Source organism: Leptolinea tardivitalis (assembly GCF_001050275.1).
Lineage (GTDB): Bacteria > Chloroflexota > Anaerolineae > Anaerolineales > Anaerolineaceae > Leptolinea > Leptolinea tardivitalis.
Genome location: NZ_BBYA01000008.1, coordinates 166,055 through 183,810 on the forward strand (window position 1 = coordinate 166,055; position 17,756 = coordinate 183,810).

General features: G+C 47.6%; 15 protein-coding genes, 1 tRNA gene and 1 pseudogene. 10 read left to right on the top strand and 7 right to left on the bottom strand.

Annotated elements, in window-relative coordinates:
- The first annotated feature begins 2 nt into the window (after positions 1 to 2).
- The 5 genes and pseudogenes from LTAR_RS04820 to LTAR_RS04840 all read left to right on the top strand — a co-directional run.
- On the top strand, positions 3 to 1,232 hold the full coding sequence (locus LTAR_RS04820) for an SWIM zinc finger family protein (protein WP_062421034.1): 1,230 nt from the start codon (positions 3 to 5) through the stop codon (positions 1,230 to 1,232).
- Positions 1,233 to 1,311: 79 nt separating this feature from the next.
- Complete coding sequence (locus LTAR_RS04825; RefSeq protein WP_062421035.1) at positions 1,312 to 1,974, top strand: TetR/AcrR family transcriptional regulator; 663 nt, start codon at positions 1,312 to 1,314, stop codon at positions 1,972 to 1,974.
- A 6-nt stretch (positions 1,975 to 1,980) separates the two neighbouring features.
- Complete coding sequence (locus LTAR_RS04830; protein WP_062421036.1) at positions 1,981 to 4,236, top strand: ABC transporter permease; 2,256 nt, start codon at positions 1,981 to 1,983, stop codon at positions 4,234 to 4,236.
- A 16-nt stretch (positions 4,237 to 4,252) separates the two neighbouring features.
- On the top strand, positions 4,253 to 5,443 hold the full coding sequence (locus tag LTAR_RS04835) for an HlyD family secretion protein (RefSeq protein ID WP_062421037.1): 1,191 nt from the start codon (positions 4,253 to 4,255) through the stop codon (positions 5,441 to 5,443).
- Positions 5,440 to 6,111: pseudogene (locus LTAR_RS04840) on the top strand (ABC transporter ATP-binding protein); the annotation flags it as partial. The gene LTAR_RS04835 and the pseudogene LTAR_RS04840, both read left to right, overlap by 4 nt.
- Positions 6,112 to 6,353: 242 nt before the next feature.
- On the opposite strand, the gene gmd reads toward LTAR_RS04840, so the two are convergent.
- On the bottom strand, positions 6,354 to 7,424 hold the full coding sequence (gene gmd, locus LTAR_RS04845) for a GDP-mannose 4,6-dehydratase (RefSeq protein WP_062421039.1): 1,071 nt from the start codon (positions 7,422 to 7,424) through the stop codon (positions 6,354 to 6,356).
- A gap of 130 nt (positions 7,425 to 7,554) precedes the next feature.
- Positions 7,555 to 9,339 carry an HD domain-containing phosphohydrolase gene (locus tag LTAR_RS04850; RefSeq protein ID WP_062421040.1) on the bottom strand — a complete coding sequence of 595 codons (1,785 nt, stop codon included), beginning with the start codon at positions 9,337 to 9,339 and terminating at the stop codon, positions 7,555 to 7,557.
- Positions 9,340 to 9,542: 203 nt separating this feature from the next.
- On the opposite strand from LTAR_RS04850, the gene LTAR_RS04855 reads away from it, so the two are divergent.
- On the top strand, positions 9,543 to 11,027 hold the full coding sequence (locus tag LTAR_RS04855) for a serine hydrolase (protein ID WP_062421041.1): 1,485 nt from the start codon (positions 9,543 to 9,545) through the stop codon (positions 11,025 to 11,027).
- A 23-nt stretch (positions 11,028 to 11,050) separates the two neighbouring features.
- On the opposite strand, the gene LTAR_RS04860 is transcribed toward LTAR_RS04855, so the two are convergent.
- Genes LTAR_RS04860 through LTAR_RS04870 form a run of 3 tightly spaced genes read right to left on the bottom strand, consistent with a single transcriptional unit; the run spans position 11,051 to position 14,107 of the window.
- Positions 11,051 to 11,704 (bottom strand): histidine phosphatase family protein, encoded by a 654-nt coding sequence (locus LTAR_RS04860; RefSeq protein ID WP_062421042.1) that lies wholly within the window; start codon positions 11,702 to 11,704, stop codon positions 11,051 to 11,053.
- 5 nt (positions 11,705 to 11,709) lie between these two features.
- A complete protein-coding gene (locus tag LTAR_RS04865) occupies positions 11,710 to 13,068 on the bottom strand; it encodes an AAA family ATPase (RefSeq protein WP_062421043.1) in 1,359 nt (452 codons plus the stop codon).
- A 4-nt stretch (positions 13,069 to 13,072) separates the two neighbouring features.
- Positions 13,073 to 14,107, bottom strand: a complete 1,035-nt coding sequence (locus LTAR_RS04870; RefSeq protein ID WP_062421044.1) for an SPFH domain-containing protein — start codon at positions 14,105 to 14,107, stop codon at positions 13,073 to 13,075.
- 127 nt (positions 14,108 to 14,234) lie between these two features.
- Between LTAR_RS04870 and LTAR_RS04875 the strand changes: the two genes are divergently transcribed.
- Entirely contained in the window at positions 14,235 to 14,846 is a 612-nt protein-coding gene (locus LTAR_RS04875) for an iron-sulfur cluster-binding protein (RefSeq protein ID WP_158423390.1), read from the top strand.
- A 2-nt stretch (positions 14,847 to 14,848) separates the two neighbouring features.
- Positions 14,849 to 15,601: a beta/alpha barrel domain-containing protein gene (locus LTAR_RS04880; RefSeq protein WP_062421046.1), complete on the top strand. Its 753-nt coding sequence runs from the start codon at positions 14,849 to 14,851 to the stop codon at positions 15,599 to 15,601.
- Between the two features lie 76 nt (positions 15,602 to 15,677).
- On the opposite strand, the gene dtd is transcribed toward LTAR_RS04880, so the two are convergent.
- Entirely contained in the window at positions 15,678 to 16,118 is a 441-nt protein-coding gene (dtd, locus tag LTAR_RS04885; protein WP_062421047.1) for a D-aminoacyl-tRNA deacylase, read from the bottom strand.
- Positions 16,119 to 16,121: 3 nt separating this feature from the next.
- Positions 16,122 to 17,108 (bottom strand): tryptophan--tRNA ligase, encoded by a 987-nt coding sequence (gene trpS / locus LTAR_RS04890; protein ID WP_062421048.1) that lies wholly within the window; start codon positions 17,106 to 17,108, stop codon positions 16,122 to 16,124.
- A gap of 110 nt (positions 17,109 to 17,218) precedes the next feature.
- On the opposite strand from trpS, the gene LTAR_RS04895 reads away from it, so the two are divergent.
- Together LTAR_RS04895 and LTAR_RS04900 are read left to right on the top strand one after the other, a co-directional pair.
- Positions 17,219 to 17,467, top strand: coding sequence for a YncE family protein (locus LTAR_RS04895; RefSeq protein WP_062421049.1), 249 nt, complete (start codon positions 17,219 to 17,221; stop codon positions 17,465 to 17,467).
- A gap of 64 nt (positions 17,468 to 17,531) precedes the next feature.
- Positions 17,532 to 17,603, top strand: a tRNA-Lys gene (locus LTAR_RS04900).
- Positions 17,604 to 17,756: the final 153 nt, after the last annotated feature.

A 17,756-nucleotide genomic window follows, 5' to 3' on the forward strand; every position in this document is an offset into this window, starting at 1 on the left:
TAATGAACGATAATCCATTAACCCCTTCCAATCCGAATGATCCCTCAAATCCTTCTCAACCTCGCAGGCCGCGCCGACCGTATGGGCAGCGTCCAACAAATCAGGGACAGCGACATGATCATCGTTCGAAATATGGTATTTCCAGTCCTCAACGAAATCAACCACAGAAAACTACGGGGCAGACTGATGGACAGAACCAACGCGGGGGCCCCCGGCGGAGAATTCCAGAAAAAACCACCAATTCTTCTTCCTACAGTCACGAACATGGTCCTTATATCGGCAACCGGCGAAAACCGTCTGATAAGCGGAATAATCATGAACCCCGCAGTACCGAAGAGACAATTGCGCGTCCACCTTCAGTGCCTCTAAAGGCAGTGGGTGGAATCAAAGCTCTGACGGAAAATGGTCAGTTTGGACGAAACTGGTGGGCCAGACGGTGGATTCATGCCATGGAGAAACTGATGGACGGCCGCCGACTCTCACGCGGACAGGATTATGCCGCTCAGGGACAGGTCCTTTCGATGGGTGAAATCAAGAACGGCGTGGCTGCTACTGTGCAGGGTTCACGCGTTAAACCTTATCGGGTAACCATTCAGGTAATGCCATTGAAGGCGGAGGAGTGGGAGAAAGCCCTAGATGTTCTGGCAAGCCAGGCTGTGTTTGCGGCTAAACTTCTGGCAGGAGAAATGCCTGAAAACATTGAAGAGGCTTTTCAGAGCGCCGGACTGAGTCTGTTCCCTGAACGACCGGGAGACCTTGTAACCCAGTGTTCCTGCCCCGATTGGGCTAACCCTTGTAAACATGTGGCTGCCGCGCATTATATTTTAGGGGATCGATTTGATGAAGATCCCTTCCTCTTATTCCGTATGCGGGGACGATCTCAGGAACAGGTTTTGGAAGGATTGCGTCTTCACCGTGGAGGTCTGGCAGAAGAGGAAACACCTCAGACTGTTGAAGAGCCATCCATTCCTCTGGTGAGTGATCCCGAGAATTTCTGGGAACCGGGTGAACAACTTTCGGGATTTTCTGTTCAGATAAAGATGCCCAAAGTAAGTTTGCCAATACTGCGTCGGTTAGGCCAACCAGAGATTATCCGCACGTTTTTAATAGAAGATGAACTTGGTGCCGCGTATGAATCCGCTTCACAGGCTGCCATGTTCCTGGCGTATAGTGACAGCAGCGGGGTAACAGAAGAAACAGCCTCTGGATCAGAATCAGAAGAAGACAACTGAGTACCTGAATTGTCTTGACGAAGAAAGAAATCGGTATAAAATATTGAGCAGATGCTCAAAAAATGAGTGGAGGCTCAATATGGTAAGATCGACCGGAGTCGATCCTGTATCAGGAATTTCCAATCGGCGGCGGCATCGTATTGAAGACCGGCGGGAGCAGATTCTCTCTGCTGCTTCTACTGTGTTTGCCGAGAAAGGTTATCAACGGGCTACTACCCGTGAAATAGCCGAGCAGGCCGATGTATCTGAAGGATTGATCTATTCGTATTTTGAAAACAAAGATCATTTGCTGCTGGCCATTCTGGAGAAATTGGCCAACTCCGGATTTGAGGAATTTGTTGCTGAAACAGAGGACCACTCCTTAAATCAGGATATTTTGGGCAAAACATTGCAGATCAGGCACCAGTTTCTTGATGAGGTTGAACCGATGATGCGGGCAACCATGGGAGAAGCCATCAACAACTCACATTTTCGTGATCATTACTTTGAAATGTTGGTCAAGCCGGCGCTTCATTCAATGGAAAACGAGATTGAAAATTGGATAAAAAATGGTCAAATCAAAACCACAAATACATCCGCTGCATCCCGTTTTCTGCTGGCAGAAATTATTGGATTGTTCTTTTTGCGAGCGGTGAATGATCCGTATATGATGGAAAATTGGCAGAATAATTCATTTCTTCATCAAATTTCTGAGTATTTTATTGACGGATTGAAAGCGGTTAAGGAGCAGAATCAGGACTGACTCGTTATGCTGAAAATCATTTTAAAGAACTTGCTGCGACGGAAAACGCGAACATTACTCACCGTGTTGGGAATCAGCATCGGTTCTGCGGCCATTATTGGTCTGGGAACACTTGCAGAGGGATTCCAGGCTGGATATAACGGCATGATGAGTGGTAGCAAGGCGGATTTGGTTCTAAGCCAGCCGGATTCGTATGATATCAGCATGAGTACGGTGAAAGAAGAAATTGGAGAAGAACTTCTGGCATTACCAGAAGTATCGAAAGTCAGTGGTATGACGGAAGGTATCGTAACCACAGAGAGTGTTCCGTACTTTTTCGTATTTGGCTATCCTGAAGACAGTTTTATCCTTTCGAAATTTGCCATATCAGAAGGTGTGGGTTTCAATACTCCGCAGGCTGGCTCTTCCAAAGGGAAACCGGTACTGTTAGGCAGTCAGGCCGCCGAATCAATGCATAAGAAGGTCGGTGATACATTGCGCCTGACCCAGAATGTATATCGGATCATCGGTATTTACCAGACCGGGGATGCCTTTGAAGATAGCGGCGCAGTTCTTAAACTGGAAGACAGCCAGGCATTGCTCGGAAAAGCCCGACAGGTTTCGCTGTTTTATATTCAACTGAAAGATCCCGGCATGAAGGCGAGCTTTCAGGAACGTATCTCCAAACGATACCCCGATTTGCTTCTGGCAGGAACAAAGGAATTCGCCAGCAAGCAGGGAATGGTGGATGCTTTAAAAGGAACGGTATGGGCAATTGGTGGGATGGCCATTCTGATCGGCGGTGTGGGTATGATGAACTCGCAGCTCATGGCTGTGTTTGAACGCACCCGTGAGATTGGCGTGCTACGGGCAGTGGGTTGGTCTGGACGGCGTGTTCTATTCATGATTCTTGGAGAATCTGTTCTGGTTTCACTGACTGGAGGATTGGTCGGTTGTGTTTTAGGCTGGTTGTTCTTAACAGCTTTTGCCAGTGTTCTCCAGTATTTTGGTGGATCGGTGGGTAACATCAAGCTCCCATTGATTGCACAGGCATTTTCTGTCGTTCTGGTGCTGGGGATTATTGGCGGTATTTACCCCGCCTGGAAAGCCTCCCGCCTGCAACCAGTTGAAGCCATTCGTTATGAAGGGGGCGGCAGCGGAGGAAAGAAGAAAAGATTTCCCTTTGGTGGAATGGCTGTTCAAAGCCTCTGGCAGCGCTCAACACGCACGGCGCTTACTCTCGGAGGGATTGCCCTGACTGTTGGGGCGATTCTCTCCCTTGATGGCATAGTCCAGGGAATGGTGCATGCCATGAATCAGATGTTTCTGACGGATTCAGAAATCATGATCCGGCAGGCTGGAATTGCTGATACCGGTTACAGCGCCATTGACGAGCGTACCGGCGCCCGTATTTCATCTATACCCGAAGTGGCTTCTATAACCGGTTTGGTTTTTACGGCTGTTATGACCCCTGGTTCCAATGGTTTTTTTGTCGTTCAAGGCTATTCACCCAACAGTTTTGGAATTCAACGTTTCAATGTTGTGGAAGGCCGTCGGATTGAAGGAAACCGGGAAATCATGATTGGACGAATGATGGCTGATTCGATGAAAAAACAGGTTGGACAATCCATCGAACTGGGAAATTCCCGGTTCAAACTGGTGGGTATTTATGAATCAAGTGTCAGTTGGGAGGAAATGGGCGGAGTGATGACTTTGCGTGATGCGCAAAACTTCATTGGAAAGCCTCGTAAAGTCACCATGTATGCCGTCAAATTAAAAGACCCGGCTACCGCTTCGGCAACAGTAGCCAAAATCAATACGGAACTTCCAGATGTACATGCATCTCTTTCGGGAGAATTCAGTGATGAGATGCCGGATATGCAAAACTCCAAAGCAATGGTAGATGGTATATCTATTATGGCCATTTTATTAGGTGGACTGGGGATGATGAATACCATGTTGATGGCTGTCATGGAAAGAACAAGGGAAATTGGGGTTTTACGATCCATGGGATGGCGCAGGCGGTCAGTTTTGGGCATGATTGTTAATGAATCACTGTTATTGGGCGTTCTGGGTGGATTGGTTGGCATTCTGACAGGTATTGCCATGGGGTGGTTATTTACCCTTGAGCCTACCATGGGTGCAGCCCTGTCATCATCGTATACTCTGCCGATGTTTGTCCGGTCTCTTCTGGTGGCCGTTTTACTCGGCGGGCTCGGAGGTGTGTACCCCGCCTATCGAGCCAGTCTGCAGCCGCCAGTGGAAGCCCTGCGATACGAATAAAGTGGGAGAATTTGAAATGAAAACAAAAAACATCTATCGTGTTATCTACGTCCTGGCCTTTATGAGCATATTCACACTCTCGGCCTGTGGAGCAGGTACAACGGCGAAAACGGCACCGACACCGGCCGCAAATACCGCATCAGAAACATATGTCAGTGCAACAGGCGTGGTTATTCCCATCCGTTGGACTCTGCTGAGCGTCCCTACATCTGGTGTTGTAGAAAAAGTCACCGTGCAGGAAAATCAGGCCGTAAATTCTGGCGATATTCTGGTTTCATTAAAAGGTAAAGCGGCGCAGGAAGCCGCAGTTTCAGCGGCTGAAGTGGCTGTATTGACAGCTCAGCGAAAGCTGGATGATCTTTCAAAAAACCATAATGTTGTTCGGGCTGCCGCCCAACAGCGTTTGGCTAATGCTGTAAAAGCCCTGGATAAAGCCCAGGAAAAGCGGGAGGGTAAAAACTATCAGCGTGCCAGTACGGCAATTTTGGATCAGGCAAAAGCAGACATGATTCTGGCTGAAGACGAATTCAAGAAGGCCAGCGATCTCTGGGCTTATTATCAGGATCGGGATGAGAATGACATAACCCGTGCCGGTGTGTTAAGCATGTTCTCTGCTGCCCGTCTGGCACGTGATAAAGCCAGTTGGAACTTGAACTACCTGCAATCCCTGCCTGATGATATGGAAGTCGCACAGGCAGAAGGTGATCTGGTGGTGGCCAAAGCTGAACTTGAGGATGCCCAAAAGGAATGGGACAGGGTTAAGAATGGACCTGATCCCCGTGATGAGAAACAACTGGAAGGCGAATTAAATAATGCCCGCAAACAACTGGAAGCTGCCCGTTCAGCATTGGCTGACCTCGATTTAAAAGCTCCTTTCAGTGGAACAACCAGTCAGGTGAGCCTGCGTGAAGGAGAATGGGTTAACCCCGGTCAAAAAGCCATGCTTCTTGCTGATCTTTCTCAGTTTCAAGTCGAAACCACTGATTTGAATGAAATCGATGTGGCGCGCATTAAAGAAGGAGCTCCGGTTGAAATTACATTTGATGCCATAACCAATCTGAAAATTCAAGGTGTGGTAGAACGGATTGCTGCCCGCTCGTCCGAAGGCTCCGGAGTAAACTATACCGTCACGATATCAATGGATGAACGGCCGGAAAAACTTCGCTGGGGTATGACAGCTTTCGTGGATATTAAGGTGGAAGAATGACCTGGACGGTTGAAACTCGCGATCTATGCCGGATTTACGGTAATGGTGATGAGGTCAGGGCATTGGATAATGTGAACCTGAAAATCGCCCCCGGGGAATTTGTAGCTATCATGGGTCCCAGTGGAAGCGGAAAAAGTACTCTGCTCAATGTTCTGGGCGCTCTGGATAAACCAACCTCAGGAAAAGTTTTTATAAATGGGGATGATCTTTCAGAGGTAAAAGACCTTGACTCGTTTCGTGGAAAAACGGTTGGCTTTATTTTTCAATTGCACAACTTACTCCCGACACTGACATCTGTAGAAAACGTAGAAATTCCTATGCTTCATTACAGCTCGGCAAAAGAGCGCCGGGAACGGTCCATGAAACTTCTTGAATTGGTGGGAATGTCTCACCGGCTGGATCATCTTCCGGGACAGCTTTCTGGCGGACAGCGTCAGCGTGTGGCCATTGCCCGAGCCCTCGCTAACAGGCCATCGCTGGTTCTGGCGGATGAACCCACTGGCAACCTGGATTCTGTCAACGGACATGAATTGATTAAATTGATGCGCGAACTAAATGAAAGTCAGGGAACCACTTTCATACTGGTCACCCACGATCATGAAGTGGCTGCCCAGACCCGGCGCGTCATCCGCATGGGTGATGGAAAAATCACCGGTGATGAAGTAATCAATTCTCCTGTAGAGCAGGATCTGAAAGATATGAAGTATTCGCTGATCGGCCAGGCAATTGCAGATGGTGATTTGCAGGCTTTAGAAAAAGCCGGACTGAATCCCAGTGAAATAAAGGCTTTGCAGCGTATCTTGAAACGATAGTTTAATGTAAAAAACTCTCCCGTCGTGAACTGCACCCCAAAAGTTGGACACCACCAACGGAAAGGGGTGCAGTACAGTCGGGAGAGTTTTCTTATTAATTAACGTTCCATCGATACAACTTGAGATTCCCAGCGGTGCCAGCCGCCGAATCTCTCATTCAATATTTTCTTTCCTTCACCCGGGGGAGTCAGTCCTGTTAATTCCAGGTCGGCATCCATCATGATGCGCACCAGTTCATGGAAGTGAACGCGAGGTTCCCATTTCAACAGGTTACGCGACCGGCTGGCATCGGCCAGCAGATAATCAACTTCTGTTGGGCGGAAGTAACGAGGATCAATTTTGACATAGTCATTCCAGTCAAGATCGACATAACTGAATGCTTCATTCAGGAATTCACGAACGGTATGTGCTTCGCCGGTGCCAATCACATAATCATTTGGTTTTTCCTGCTGCAGAATCATCCACATTGCTTCTACATATTCGGGTGCATATCCCCAATCACGGCGGGAATCGAGGTTGCCGAGGTACAGGTGTTCCTGTTTGCCAGCCTTGATGGCAGCCACGGCGCGGGTGATCTTGCGGGTAACAAATGTTTCACCACGGCGGGGTGATTCATGATTGAACAGAATCCCGTTTGTGGCAAACATGTTATATCCTTCACGATAGTTCCGGGTGACCCAGTAGGCATAAACTTTTGCCGCAGCATATGGGCTGCGGGGTTCAAAGCGGGTTTCTTCATTCTGGGGCGGTTTGGCGCCGCCAAACATTTCGCTGGATGATGCCTGATAAAATCGGGCATTTGAGCTGCTCTTGCGGATGGCTTCAAGAATACGAATAGTCCCCAATCCTGTTACATCACCGGTATATTCCGGCATGTCAAAGCTGACACGTACATGGCTTTGTGCTGCCAGATGATATATTTCTTCAGGGCGAATATTATAGATCACATCCAAAAGGGTATCTGATGTGGCTACGTCACCGTAATGCAGGTGAAGGTTTACTTTCTCGCCATTGTTGTGTGGATCATGGTAAATATGGTCAATACGGCGGGTATTGAATGTGCTGGCCCGGCGGATGATCCCATGGACTTCGTATCCTTTATGAAGCAAAAGCTCTGCCAGATACGAACCGTCTTGGCCGGTAATGCCGGTAATCAATGCTTTCTTCAATTTATTCCTCCAACCCTGAAATTCTCAGGGGATGATTCAATTCTCACATTCTTCCAGTCATCCAGGCGCATAAGTATACCCACGCGGGAAGGCAGTGTCAATTCGTCAGAACACTTAATGGCAGATTATCTCAGATTTCCCCCAACCTGTGCATATATTCCAAAAAGACATCAACCACTTTGGGATCGAAATGTTTTCCTTTCTGTTCTTTTATAAAATTGAAAACTGCTTCTTTATCCCATGCTTTACGATATGGACGGTCGCTTGACAGAGCGTCGTATACATCCACTATGGCAAACAACCGGGCTGATAGGGGAATTTGTTCACCCTTAAGACCATATGGATAACCGGTTCCATCCCATTTCTCATGATGTAAATGTGGAATATCCAGTGCTGGTTGTAAATAATCAATTGATTTTAGCAGGTTGAAAGCATAAATGGGGTGTTGTTCCATAATCTTTCGCTCTTCCATCGTGAGAAGTCCCGGTTTTCTCAGAATGGCATCGGGAACACCCATTTTTCCGATATCATGCAGTAAGGTTCCACGGTGTATATTGGTAATTTCTTCCTGTGTGAAGTCCATCATCCTGGAGAGTTCAAGCATCATGGTAGACACCCGGCGTGAATGATCTTCCGTCTCATAGTCTCTCAGATTCAATGCCTGTACAAGGCTCTCAATTGTTGCATCATAGGCTTCGATCAAATGAATATTGGCAGCAACTAATTCTGTATTGGCTAAAGATAATTCTTTATTGGCTGATTCAAGTCCATCAAATAGACGGGCATTCTCAATTGCCAGTGCTGCCTGACCGGCGAGAGTTTCGTAAAAATCCAACCATTCTTTATCAGGATTGATATCATTCCGCATGAACAGTTCAAGCACCCCGACAAGAGTATCCTTTGAGATTAATGGCATCCCGAAATAATTTTTAATACCTTCTTCCCGCAACAGGGAAGAAAACGCTTCATCAATATGATTATTCTCCAGATCGCGGATATGGAGCATGGTTCTTTGTTGAGCAGCTATGCCGGCAAAACTCCCCCCCATTTTCACACGGGCATTCTGAATTCGGTTGGTATCGAATCCAGTACTTTCTGCATATTTGAAAACCTTCTCGGCATTATCGTAAAGAAGAATAGAAACAGCATCTGCATCCAAATGCTGCATGACATTTTGGACAATCTTTTCCAATGTTGTTAAAAAATCTGATGTTGAACTGATTTCATGGTCGATTTCGCGCAAAGAAGCAATTCGTTTTAAACGGCGCTGGGCATCTTCAAATAATCTGTTTCGGATAATTTCTGCTTCTTTGCTTTCTGTAATATCCGAGAATGTGCCCAACAGGCGGACTGGCCGTCCAGCGATATCCCTTTCGACAATTTGGCCAATCGAGAGGATCCATTTCCATTCCCCTGAATTTGTTTTTTGTCTGAATTCGACTTTGTATTCAGCCAATTTTCCGTCGATATAGTTTTTAAATATCTCATTAACAATTTCGATATCATCTGGGTGCATCCGTTCCAGCCATGATTCAACATTCTCATGGAAGGATATGGGGTCATACCCAAGCATTACGGCATAAATATCATTGACCACGAGATTTCCGGTGCGTACATCCAGGTCAAAAATCCCCTGGTTGGCTGCTGAAACAGCCAACCGCAGCCTTTCTTCACTCTCATGCAATTGGTTTTTGATTTTTGCCTGTAAATTCAGGTACTGCCGCAATAAGAGAAATATCAACAATCCACTGGCAGCAACAAACGCCCAGCCTTTGTAGCTTTGGATTCGGGTCATGTCTGTTGTATTATGAACAAATGCATCCAGTAATTGATCGGAGAATATGATCCATAGTCCCCCGAATAATAGATAGAGCATTGGTATTCTAATTCCAACATCAAGATGGAATTTTTTCATCAACATTCTCCACAAGGGGGATGAGACCAATTTTTCATATATATAAAACAATTGTATGTGAATAAATAGGGATTTACAATTCGCCGATGTTTCTATGTATACCTTTATATAAAAGCAAATGGGTAGCAGGAATAAATTCATGCCCCAGATATTATTCTGGTTGATATGTTTTTTTATTCTGGTAGAATCACCGCAGAGGTCTTATGAATATCAAGAAATCATTGACGTATCTACGCTGGATAGCTCTGGCGTTTATTTTTATTGCTGTTTTAATCACTGTCTATAATTTGATTGGTTACAGCCGAATCAGAGGGAATTTTCCTCCCGGAATGCAAATTGCCGGCGTTCCTGTTGGTGGGCTAGACAGACAACATGCTGCCGAACGGCTGGTGCAAGCATATGGTGTACCGGTGGAGTTGCATTACAACGATGCCATCATTCAAGTCAAACCGGCTGTGCTGGGTTTTGAATTGGATCTTGAAAACATGCTATCTGCGGCTGATCTTCAACGCGTAAACCAGCCGTTTTGGAACGGTTTTTGGGAATATTTATGGAACCAGCAGCCTTCAACGGCAAATATCCCTCTAAGCTCACAGATGGCTGAAGACCGTCTTAGAGGGTATTTAAAAGATGAAATAGCCGCCCGGTTTGACTCCCCGCCGTCTGCGGCCGTACCTGTTGCAGGAAGTACCAATTTTTCCGGCGGTTCATCAGGAATGACTCTTGATGTTGATCGTGCTGTGGTACTTATATCCGATGCCCTGAAATCACCGGTAAATCGTGTGGTAAATCTTTCTTTGAAGAAAGTAGCCCCTCCACGCCCATCTTTCCAGAACCTGCAGATCCTAATTCAACAAATTATTTCGCAATCCTTTGATGGATTAGCGGAAATATATTTGCATGACCTTCAGACAAATCAGGAATTGCATTTTGCGGTAAACAAAAACGAAGTCATCAAGCCTGATGTGGCTTTTACCGCGGCAAGTACCATGAAGATTCCGATCATGGTGTCTGTTTTTAAGCGCTCCAAAGAACCTTTACAACCATCCGTTAGTGACCAGATCACACTGATGATTGATCGCTCTGATAATCCTCCGGCAGATAAATTGATGTCTGATGTACTTGACGCCAACATGGGTCCCCTTGTTGTCAGTCAGGATATGGCTTCACTTGGATTACCAAATACTTTCCTGGGCGGTTACTTCTATCAGGGAGCTCCATTGTTGAAAAAGTTCACTACACCGGCCAATTCTCGTACTGATTTCAACACCAACCCTGACCAGTACAACCAGACCACCCCGATGGAAATGGGATTGTTATTAAGCGATATCTATGAATGCGCCAGCACTGGCGGCGGCACTTTTGCCGCAGTATTTCAGGGAGAGATTAGCCAGAATGAATGCCGGCAGATGGTCAACTATCTGGCCAAGAACAAAATTGGTGTTTTGCTTGAAGCCGGATTACCTGAAGGAACCCAGTTTGCCCATAAACATGGTTGGGTGACCGATACCACCGACGGTGTCATTCATACCATGCAAGATGCCGGTATTGTTTATTCTCCCGGTGGTAATTATGTTTTAACAGTCTACCTGTACCATCCTGTGCAGGTCGTGTTTGATCCCGTCAATATTATGTATGCTCAGATTTCACGAGCTGTATATAACTATTTCAACCTGCCTACACAATAGTCAGAAATACTCAGGATGATGAACTACTCTTCATCTGTACTACGGCCGTCAGCTCCAGTGAGATGAACAAGCGCCCGGATGTCCCAGGGCGTAAAATTGATAGGTCCCAGGTGCGGTTTCCCGTCCCTTACAGAGATAAGCGACAGGGAAGCCGGTTCGATGGATAGACGTTGGAAGTCATCAAGCCCCATATTTAAATAATACGCTACCGCCAGGCGAATTGGATCACAATGAGAAAAACAGATCGCCAGATCATTTTCACCCATGGCTGAAAGAATCTCATCCAGACTGGCAACCATGCGCTGCTGGGCTTCAATGAAAGACTCACCTGCCGGGAAGGTAACTTTAGATGGGATCGAGTGAATAACTTCCCAGAGTTTCAATTTTTGCAATTGCTTGTATTGTTTGCCCTGCCATGCACCAAAATTGATCTCTGTTAATCCGCTGTGCGGACTAATGGGTATCCCGCAGCTTTCAGATAGCGGCCGGGCAGTCTCCATGGCACGTTCCAATGGGCTGCTGAAAATCGCACCAATCTTCACACCCTCGAGTGCCTTTGCCAGACGATTGGCCTGGTTGCGGCCGTTTGCATTCAGATGAATGCCAGTTATACGGCCGGTCAATCGTTTTCCAATGACATCTGTTTCACCATGACGGGCCAGAATTAATGCAGGCATATCGGTTATTTCTCCTCAGAATCTTTTTCAGTCTGTCTCTTAATCTGCCGCCAATGTTTCAGCCTTTCGGCGATAATCTTTTCATAGCCCTGATCTGATGGTTCGTAAAATTGACGGTCATTCACCATTTTGGGTAGATAGTTTTGGGGAATGTAATGACCCGGATAATCATGTGGATAGAGATAACCTTCGCCATGACCAAAACCGGCTGCATCCCGGCTGGCATCCATTAAATGGATAGGAACGGCCCCCATGCCTTCTTTTTCAATCAACTCTTTCACCCCAAAGATGGCTTTTGCCGAGTTACTCTTGGGTGCTGTTGCCAGATACAGCGTGGCTTCTGTAATGGGGTAAACACCTTCAGGCATTCCAATAAATTCAAAAGCGGTGACAGCAGAGGCTGCTACCATCAACCCTTGTGGATCAGCCAGGCCAATATCTTCACTGGCAAGGACGACCAACCGGCGCAAAATGAATCGTGGATCTTCACCGGCTGAGAGCATTTTCCCCAGCCAGTATAGAGCCGCATCCGGGTCTGAACCGCGAACAGATTTTATGAAAGCAGATATTGTATCGTAATGATTATCGCCCTTCTTATCATAGGTAAGGGCACGCTTTTGAATGGACTCCTGGGCAATTTCCAGTGAAATGTGGATGATTCCGTCCTCAGATGGCCGGGTAGTTTCCACCGCTAATTCCAACGCATTTAATAGATTGCGGGCATCATGGTTAGCCATATCAATGAGGTGAGCTCGTGATTCTTCTGGCAAATCAATGGATAAATGACCGTAACCTCGTTCACGGTCCTGCAAGGCGGAATCCAAAATCTTCTTTAAATCTTCATCCTTTAATGGCCCAAGTTCAAATATGCGGGAACGGGAAACCAACGCCGGGATGACCTCAAAGTACGGATTCTCTGTGGTGGCACCGATCAAGGTGATCAGGCCACGCTCCACATGCGGAAGCAGGGCATCCTGCTGGGCTTTGTTCCACCGGTGCACTTCATCGACAAATAACAGAGTCCGCTGGTTGTGGTGTTTGCGGCGCATTTCTGCATTTTCAATGACTTTTCGCAATTCTGCCACTCCGGCTAAAACTGCGGAAATACTTTCAAAATATGCCTGTGTATGATTGGCTACAATCCGGGCCAGGGTTGTTTTTCCGGTACCCGGAGGGCCGTACAGAATTATGGAAGAAAACAACCGATCCGCTTCAATGGCGCGTCTGAGGAGACGGCCAGGAGCCGTGATATGCTCCTGGCCGATAAATTCATCCATAGTGCGCGGCCGCATGCGCTCAGCCAGCGGAGCTTCGCTTTTCATGCGGTTTTCCATCGCCTGACTGAATAAATCTTTTTCAGTCATAGATTTACGGTGTTGTTGTGGTGCCCTGGTTATTAATGTTGGGCAGTTGGAAGACAAACGGTGAACTGCTTGGCAGGAGCATCGTTTGCACTGTGGGTGATAACTTTGTGATGTACTGATAGGTTAACAGATTCGGATTGGACTGCAGGGCTTTGGCGATCAGTTCCAAAGATTGTGCTTCTGCCTGAGCTTCAATCACGCGGGCTTCAGCTTCACCTTTAGCGCGGATGACAGATGCATCTGCTGAGCCCTGGGCTGTCTGGCGAGCCTGTTCTGCTTCTTGTCGTTTCTGTTCCACGACAAATTTCGCTTGTTGAGCTGTCTGTTCGGCTATCTGTTTCTGTTCGACTGAAGCTGCATATTCTGGTGAGAAGGTGATATTGCGAAGAATAAAGTCAACCAGAACCAGTCCATTATCCGTTAATTTGGATGCCATTGTCTGACGCAATTTTTCGGCCATTTCAAATCGCTTTGTTGTCACGACTTCTTCCACCCTGTACTGTGAGACAACATCGCGGATCACACCGCGTGCCTGTGCCCGCACAAGGTCATCACCATAACGGTTTTTCCACAGGATATGGACCTTTACCACCTGGTTGGGGTCAATGGCATAAATTACAGATGCATCGACATAGATTTCCTGACCATCAGATGTCCGCGCGGTGATGGAATCATCTCCTTGCACTTTCCCTTCACTGGTGGCAATGCTCATGGTATAGGTTTGGCGGCTTATGGGATACTGGACAACCGTCTCGGCGAAGGGGATGATCCAATGCAGACCCGGTGTCAGGGCTTCTTCACGGTATCCTTTGGCAGAAATAGCTGATATCACCACGCCGCGCTGGTCTGGCTCGATGAAAACCAGTCCGGCGCTGATGGAAGAAAACACAATGGCAATAAGAATAGCCAGGGTCACATACAGTCCACTGTGTGGAACGGGCTTTCCTCGGCTTGCGCGGAAAATAAAGAATGCAAAAAGGGCGATGGCGAGAAACCACCCAAGTACACTGATAATTGAAACAAGTGAGGAAATGTCCATTCTCTCTCCTTTTAGTTCTTTTCGGGCGATTGTTGTATGAAGGATTATACAATGTGATATAGTCTCGGAAATGAAAAGTGCACAGTGTTCCCTGTTAAAGATTTGTAAGAACGGTTCGGTTGTATTTGTGGAATTGGAATTGCCGTCACCCGTTCTGACTGCCGGTCAATTTCTCCTGGCTCGAAATCAACGGGATATTCTACCGGCGGTGTTATTTTCAACAGATAAAAGAGGCCAGTACATATTCCCTATGAATAGCGAATTCCATTGGGAAGTTGGAGATGACCTGCTAATCACTTTTCCACATGGACACGGATTTACGATCAAGCCTGATATGCGAAAATTGTTGATGATTTCTCAAACATCCTCACCTGTGCGCTTGTTTTCGGCAGCCCGGCAAATACTTGAAAATGGTGGTGAGGCTGCTCTTTTCAGCCGTAATTTACCTGACCAGGTTCCTCCAGAGATTGAAGTCCTTTCCGATGAGCAGTTGGATGAAGCTGTTCTCTGGTCAGATGCCATCATTGGGGATGCCCAACTCCATCACATGGATTTTTGGCAAGGTTTTCAGACAAAATATCAATTATCCGCCAGACAATCCGTTCAGATTCTTGTTGACACTCCAATTGCCTGTGATGGAACGGCGGAATGCGGGGTTTGCGCCATCAAAACCCATGCAGGATGGAAACAAGCCTGCTCAGATGGCCCCGTATTTAATCTGCGGGATTTGGAATTCTGACAATGAACGAAACAGATCGTATAGTCCTTGATCTACCATCCCGCTGGATGAATCAAGCCGGAACAGCAGGTTTTTCCCCAGGGAACCAATTATTACCGAACGGTTCAATCTTTGTAACCAATCCGGTCAGCCTGCGGGTAAGGATGCCATCAGCCGATAGGAATTTGTTACCGTTCCCTGGCGGATTCCTGCTGCATACCGGCCTACCCAATGCCGGGTGGAAAGCCATCCGACGGAAATATCAATCCCACTGGCATCAGTCAGACTCCCCTATCTGGATCCATGTAATCAGTCAAGATTTGGCCGGGTTAGAGGGGATCGTACGCGATTGTGAGGAAATAGACGGTATTGCAGCTATTGAACTGGGGCTCCCTCCAGCCTGTCCGCGCGATTGGATGATGCAATTAATACAATCAGCCCGGGGAGAGATACCACTTGTGTTGCATATCTCGCTGGGTGAAGACCTTTCTGTTCTGTCCTCACTTCCTGAAGCTGTAAGTGCCGTCACATTGGGAACACCGCGCGGCATCGTACCGGAAGGTGAAAATGGCCGACTTATCCACGGCCGGTTGCACGGACCGGGATTGTTCCCGCAAATGCTGAACGCCCTGCAGGATGCAAGGACGTGGCAGATTCCGGTCATACTTGGCGGAATATGCAACCAGAAAGATGGAGAAACAGCATTGAATAACGGGGCTGCGGCGGTGCAGATAGACCATCTATGCTGGCAGGGTGGACTGCCAACCGGGTTGTAACAATATTGATCTGCACAGAAAACGTCAGTCCTCTGGATAGCACAGATCGCTAATCCTCTGGACAGCAAAAAAAACGCTAGTCATCGCGCAGGACGATGGTTACAGGCCCGTCATTGCTGATATCCACCAGCATATCGGCGCCAAAAACCCCCGTCTGGACGGGTACTCCCTGGTCGCGCAGAAATTGGACGAATCTATCGACCAACGCGCTGGCTTGATCGGGAAGGGCGGCATCGGTAAAAGATGGACGGTTTCCTTTGCGTGTGTCGGCATACAATGTGAATTGGGATACAACGATTGCCGAACCGCCAACATCAAGGATAGACCGGTTCATTTTATGCTGGTCATCTTCAAAAATCCGCATGAGCGAAATTTTTTTGGCGGCTGCCAACAAATTGACTTCGGTGTCTGTCGGGCCAATGCCCAGAAGAATCACCAGTCCGCGGTCAATATCAGCCGCAATATTGCCGGCTATGGTCACCCGGCCGTGTTTAACACGCTGCAGAACGGCGCGCATGGATCAGGGCAGGCCAATGGCTTCGCGCACTTCCACCATTGTCGCTTCAGCGATCTTGCGAGCACGGATCGCGCCGTCATCCAGGATCTCCCAGATGTGGTCCGGTTTCTGATCCAGCTCAGCCCGGCGGGCGCGGAAGGGTTCAAAGTGACTGTTCAGATTGGCCGCCAGCTTTTTCTTGCAGTCAACACACCCAATTCCTGCACGGCGGCATTCGACGTTGATATTGGCCAGATCTTCTGCTGAGGTAAACATCTTATGCAGGGAGAACACATTGCACACATCCGGATTACCGGGATCTGTGCGGCGCAGACGCTGCGGATCGGTCACCATGGTCATTACGCGCTTGGCGGTTTCTTCCGGAGTCGAAGCCAGTTCAATATGATTATTCAGACTCTTGCCCATTTTCTGCACACCGTCAATTCCCAGAACTTTCGGAAATTCAGTGGCTTTCATCTGCGGTTCGATCAATGCCTTGCAGTTATAGCGATAATTGAAAGAGCGCACACATTCGCGTGTAAATTCAAGGTGGGGAGCCTGGTCAATGCCCACAGGGACATAATCAGCCTTATAGAGGACAATATCGGCTGCCATAAGCACCGGATAACCCACCAGACCGTAGTTAACGTTATTGGGATTCTGGCGCACCTTCTCTTTAAAGGTTGGTAGATCAGTCAATTTGCCCAGCGGGGTGACCATTGACAGATACGTGTGTAATTCCATCACCTGGGGGACATGTGATTGAATAAAGACAATGCTTTCTTCGGGGCGGATACCGGCGGCCAGCCAGTCTAGCGCCATATCATAGGTGTTCGTACGAAGTTCCATGGTTGTGTCCATTGTCGTGAGGGCATGCACATCCACGATGCAATAAACACAATCGTAGTCATCCTGCATGGCAACATAGTTCTTGATGGCGCCGAGATAATTACCCAGATGCTGGCGTCCGGTGGGGCGGGCGCCCGAGAAAACACGTCCTTTTTTCGTCATTGCTGTAAGTCCTGTTATTCATTATTGGCCGTTGGCGGCTGGATTGAATTATAACATTTGGAGATTACCTAATTCCCTTTCTCCCAGTAGAGAATAAGGATGCATATGATGTGAAAGAGCTTGAAATTCCATCTGAAGATTCCTCCAACATGGTCGTGACAAAGTCGGGTGATCTGTTGATCATCGCTCAATCAGAATCTGGCGAACTTAATTTTCTCAATCCTTCCTCGGGAGAGGTAGTCTATGTGTTCCCCGTTGGAGGAAACCCGAAAAAGCTGGCTTTACAGTCAAATGACACCCTGCTCGCTGTGGCAGACAGGAAAAATGGAATTAGCATTCTGGGAATCCCCGGAGAATAAAATTCATTACATCGGTTTTGTTGACGCCGGGAAAAGTGCGTGATAGAATATTGCCCTGTTGGTTGGGCGCGTAGCTCAATGGTAGAGCAGTGGCCTTTTAAGCCATTGGTTAAGGGTTCGAGCCCCTTCGCGCTCACAAAGACCTGTCGAAAGACGGGTCTTTTGATTTAAATCCAGTACCGATGGGAGGATCGGCATACTGGATAAGGGTTCGAGCCCCTTCGCGCTCACAAAGATCTGTCGAAAGACGGGTCTTTTGATTTAAATCCAGTACCGATGGGATCGGCAT